The sequence below is a fragment of the Collinsella sp. SGI.184 genome (assembly GCF_050313415.1).
Lineage (GTDB): Bacteria > Actinomycetota > Coriobacteriia > Coriobacteriales > Coriobacteriaceae > Collinsella.
Genome location: NZ_JBNPLJ010000040.1, coordinates 1 through 1,080 on the forward strand (window position 1 = coordinate 1; position 1,080 = coordinate 1,080).

Below are 1,080 nucleotides of genomic sequence, written 5' to 3' on the forward strand. Positions count from 1 at the left end.
CCGAGGTCGTGTCGGCCGGCGAGGACTTCAGCGCGACCGAGGTCGAGAAGCTGGGATGGCTGGTTGTATTCCGTAACATCTAAATCGACAAAAACGGCAGCATAAAGTCGACACTTCCCGCAAGGGGCATGCTGACCAGATCGCAGGGCTATCTTGGTGGTGCTTCGTATCTACCAAAGGAGGCCCGGAGAGGAAATGATCAGCATGACCGATAAGAATTCTATACGCCTGCTGTGGCGGCAGGGGGACAGCGTCGCCGAGATCGCGCGCAAGACCGGCGTGAGCCGGGACACCGTCTACAAGTACCGCGACATGGACGACTTCAGCCCCAAGCCGCCCGCGAGGCGGGCGCAGGGCTCAAAGCTCGACCCGTACAGGCCCCTGATCGAGTCCTGGCTCGACGACGACATGCGCAGCGGACGCAAGCAGCGCCATACCGCAAAGCGCGTCCACGACAGGCTCGTCTCCGAGTGCGGCGCCGACGTCTCCGTCAGCACCGTGGAGCGGTGCGTCAGGGAGATTAGGGCCCGCCGCTCGGCGGAGGCGGCCGACGCCCAGTACCTCGACCTCGTCTGGGGCCCCGGCGAGGCGCAGGCCGACTTCGGCGAGGCCGACTTCTACGTGAGGGGGATGCGGACCACGCTGAGCTTCTTCGTGATGACGTTCCCGTACTCCAACGTCGGGCTGGCCCAGGTCTTCCCGGGCGAGACGTCGGAGTGCGTCTGCCAGGCCCTGCGCAACGTCTTCGAGCACGTCGGCGGCGTGCCGACCAAGATCGTCTTCGACAACGCGACCGGCGTCGGCCGCCGCGTCGGCGGCGGGGTCCGGACGACCGAGCTGTTCGCCGCCTGCAGCGCCCACTACGGCTTCCGCTTCAGGTTCTGCAACCCCCGCTCGGGCAACGAGAAGGGCAGCGTCGAGAACAAGGTGGGCTGCGTGCGCCGCAACCTCTTCGTCCCCGTCCCCCAGCTGTGGGACGCCGGCGCCTTCAACCGCAGGCTGCTCGAGCGCAGCCTCGCCATGTCCGACAAGCCCCACTGGATAAAGGGCGAGCGCGAGCTCGATCTCTTCGAGGCCGAC

Annotated in this window: 1 protein-coding gene; it reads left to right on the forward strand. The window is 66.5% G+C overall.

Annotation, left to right across the window (positions count from 1 at the left end; translation table 11 throughout):
• Positions 1-204 precede the first annotated feature (204 nt).
• Positions 205-1,080, forward strand: an 876-nt coding sequence (gene istA, locus ACQRAJ_RS08710; RefSeq protein WP_427748380.1) for an IS21 family transposase, incomplete at its 3' end; no start/stop codon positions are given.